The sequence below is a fragment of the Klenkia sp. PcliD-1-E genome (assembly GCF_024124375.1).
GTDB lineage: Bacteria > Actinomycetota > Actinomycetes > Mycobacteriales > Geodermatophilaceae > Klenkia.
In genome coordinates this window covers 1-3,608 of record NZ_JAMXRZ010000206.1, presented here as the reverse complement: position 1 = coordinate 3,608, position 3,608 = coordinate 1, and the positions used below count along the sequence as shown (strand labels likewise).

Annotated in this window: 4 protein-coding genes; all 4 read left to right on the top strand. The window is 75.4% G+C overall.

The window, feature by feature from the left end:
• Positions 1-360: siderophore-interacting protein (locus NH342_RS22360; protein WP_253018481.1), on the top strand; the 360-nt coding region annotated here is incomplete at its 5' end.
• Positions 361-481: 121 nt separating this feature from the next.
• Positions 482-1,204, top strand: a complete 723-nt coding sequence (locus NH342_RS22355; RefSeq protein ID WP_091061016.1) for a response regulator transcription factor — start codon at positions 482-484, stop codon at positions 1,202-1,204.
• Positions 1,205-1,244: 40 nt separating this feature from the next.
• A complete protein-coding gene (locus tag NH342_RS22350; protein ID WP_253018479.1) occupies positions 1,245-2,783 on the top strand; it encodes a cell wall metabolism sensor histidine kinase WalK in 1,539 nt (512 codons plus the stop codon).
• Between the two features lie 24 nt (positions 2,784-2,807).
• Positions 2,808-3,530 (top strand): PaaI family thioesterase, encoded by a 723-nt coding sequence (locus tag NH342_RS22345; protein ID WP_253018478.1) that lies wholly within the window; start codon positions 2,808-2,810, stop codon positions 3,528-3,530.
• The last annotated feature ends 78 nt before the right edge of the window (positions 3,531-3,608 follow it).

Genomic DNA, 3,608 nt, shown 5'->3' with positions numbered 1-3,608 from the left:
GAGACCGCGGTCCCCGCCGTCGCCCGCGTCCTCGCCGACGCCGACCCGGCCACCCGGGGCGTGGCGCTGCTGGAGGTCGCTGGCCCGGCCGAGGAGCAGCCGTTGCCGGCCCCCGCCGGGCTGGAGGTGCGCTGGCTGCACCGCGGCGGTGCCGAGCCCGGCACGGTGCCCCTGCTCGCCGACGCGGTGGCCGCCCTCGACCCGCCGGTGGGTGAGGAGGTGTTCGCCTGGGTGGCCGCCGAGTCGGCCGCGGTGCGGGCGGTGCGGGCCGACCTGCGCGGCCGGTGGGGCCTGGGCCGGGCCCAGCACCACGCGATCGGCTACTGGCGGCGCGGCCGGGCGATGTCACCCGCGGGGTGACCTGGCCGTTCGACCGCCCACTCGCAGTGTTCTCACAGGTAGCGTCCAGTCCGACCTCAGACCCTGTGCGCACCGTGTGCCCATGACGACGACCGCGCCCGAGCGTTCCGTGGGAGGACAGATGACCGGTTCCGTGGGCCAGCGAGCGCCCGAGGCGCGGTTGCTCGTGGTCGACGACGAGCCCAACATCCGCGAGCTGCTGTCGGCCAGCCTCCGCTACGCCGGCTTCGAGGTCGCGACGGCCGCCGACGGCCAGCAGGCCTTGGCCGCCGCCGCGCAGTTCCGCCCCGACCTGCTCGTCCTCGACGTCATGATGCCCGGCCTGGACGGCTTCGGCGTCGTCCGCCGGCTGCGGCAGAACGGCACCCACACCCCGGTCCTCTTCCTCACCGCGCGCGACGCCGCCGAGGACAAGGTGTCCGGGCTGACGCTGGGCGGCGACGACTACGTCACCAAGCCCTTCAGCCTGGACGAGGTGCTGGCCCGCATCCGGGCCGTGCTGCGCCGCACCCAGGGCGCCCGCAAGGTCGAGGAGGCCCCGCGCCTGGTCTTCGCCGACATCGAGCTGGACGAGGAGTCGCACGAGGTCCTCAAAGCCGGCGAGCTGATCAGCCTGTCGCCGACGGAGTTCAAGCTGCTGCGCTACCTGATGAGCAACCCGGGCCGGGTGCTGTCGAAGGCGCAGATCCTCGACCACGTGTGGAACTACGACTTCAACGGCGAGGCCAACGTCGTGGAGTCCTACATCTCCTACCTGCGCCGCAAGATCGACACCACCGAGCCCCGGCTGCTGCACACCCTGCGCGGGGTCGGCTACTCGCTCCGGCTGCCCCGCGGGAGCTGACATCGCCGCCGACACCGGGACGACCCCGCTGACCACCCCGGTGGGCACCGCCACGACGGGCGAGAACACGACGGGCGAGGAGGAGACCTCCCCGCCCGTCGTGGCGTCCGGACCGCCCCCCGCCCGCCCGGGCAGCCCCCGGGTGCCGCTGCGGGTGCGGCTGGTCGCGCTGCTGGTCCTGCTGGTCGCCGTCGCGCTGGCCGTCACCGGCGTCGCGGGGACGTCGATGCTGCGCAGCTACCTGATCGAGCAGCAGCGCGAGCAGCTGCAGGACCGCGTGCAGTCGCTGCTGCAGCAGCCGCAGGAGACCGCCCAGTACTGCCAGTCGCCGTTCCGGCCGCCGGGGCCGGAGCTGCTGGCGTGCATCGGGCCCGGCGGTTCGGGCGTCGTGGTGAACGGCGGCAACGGCACGGCCAGCAACCTGCCGCAGCTGGGCGGGGTCAACCCGGCCACCATCGCGGACTACGACGACGCCCCGTTCACCCTCGACGCCAGGGACGGCAGCACCACCTGGCTGCTGCTGGCCGTGCAGCTCAACCCCGACCAGGTCGTCGTCGTCGGCCTCGACCTGGCCGGCGACCAGGCCACCCTGGGCCACCTCGTGGTCGTCGAGGTCGTCGTCGGCCTCGTGGTGCTGGTCCTGCTCGGCATCACCGGCTACGTGCTGGTGCGCAGCTCGCTGCGACCGCTGGTCGAGGTCGAGCACACCGCCGCGGCCATCGCCGCCGGTGACCTCTCCCAGCGCGTGCCCGAGGGCGACGACCGCACCGAGATCGGGCGGCTGGCCAGGGCCTTCAACGGCATGGTGGGCCGGATCGAGGGCGCCTTCCGCGCCCAGGCGGCCTCGGAGGAGCAGGCCCGGGCCTCGGAGGGCCGGATGCGCCGGTTCGTCGCCGACGCCAGCCACGAGCTGCGGACGCCGCTGACCTCCATCCGCGGGTTCGCCGAGCTGTACCGGCAGGGCGCCTACGCCGACCCGGCCGAGACCCACCGGATGATGGGCCGCATCGAGTCCGAGGCCGCCCGGATGGGTTCGCTGGTCGAGGACCTGCTGCAGCTGGCCCGCCTGGACCAGCAGCGCCCGGTCGACGCGCTGCCCGTCGACCTCGGGGAGCTGGCCGACGACGCGGTGCACGACGCCCGCGCGGTGTCCCCCGACCGGCCGATCACCCTGGACATGCACGAGTCCCTCACCGACGTCCCGGTCGTGCTGGGCGACGAGGGCCGGCTGCGCCAGGTGCTGGCCAACCTGGTCACCAACGCGCTCACCCACACCCCGGCGGGCACCCCGGTGACGGTGCGCGTGGCCGAGGACCCGGCCGACCCCGACGTCGTCCTGGTCGCGGTGGCCGACGAGGGACCGGGGCTGTCCGCGGAGGACGCCGAGCGGGTGTTCGAGCGGTTCTTCCGCGCCGACGCCTCCCGGGCCCGGGTGGCCGGCGGCAGCGGGCTGGGGCTGTCGATCGTCTCCTCGCTGGTGGCCGCGCACCGGGGCACGGTCGCCCTCACCACCGCCCCCGGGCAGGGCGCCACCTTCACCGTGCGGCTGCCCCGCACGGGCCCGACCGGTCAGGGCTGACCGCCCGGGTGTGACACTGCCGGGGTGACCACTCCCTGGGGTGCCAGCCCGCCGGACACCTTCGCCGCCGACCCCGAGCTGCAGGCGGCCGTCACCGAGCTGGGCACGGCGGTCCGGGACCTGCTCGAGAACAGCGTCGCCACCGTCGTCCCGGCGGGCGTGCAGACCGACGTCGCCGCACGGGTCAGGGAGCTCACCGCGCGGCTGGCCGTCGCCACCCGGGACCGGCACACCCTGTCCGAGCTGGACGACCTGCCGACCTTCCGCCGCACCTACTCCCCCGTCTCCGGCGCGGGCAACGGCTTCGCCCCGCCGGTGCGGTTCCGCCGCGAGGGCGACACCGTCGTCGGCGAGTGCACCCTGGGCATGCGGCACGAGGGACCGCCGGCGCACAGCCACGGCGGGATGACGGCCATGCTCATCGACCAGCTGCTGGGCAGCACCGCCTTCCTGGCCGGCCGGTGGGGCATGACCGCGCACCTGGGCGTGGAGTACCGCGGCGCGGTGCCCCTGCAGACCCCGCTGGTGCTCGTCGGGCGGGTCGCCGAGACCTCCGGGCGCAAGACCGTCGTCACCGGGACCGTCGCGCTGGCCGCCGAGCCCGACCGCGAGCTGGTCCGCGGCGAGGGCGTCTTCGTGTCCCCGCGCGCGGAGCTGCTGGAGCGCTACTTCGGCGACCTGACCACCGCCGACGGCCGGCGCGCCCCGGGCCACGCGCAGGCCGCGACCGACGGCACCGCCCCGTGAACGACGTCGAGGTGGCGGTCGCCGCCGCGCGGGCCGCCGCCGAGGTCCTCCTGCCGCTGCGGGACGGCGCCCTGCGCG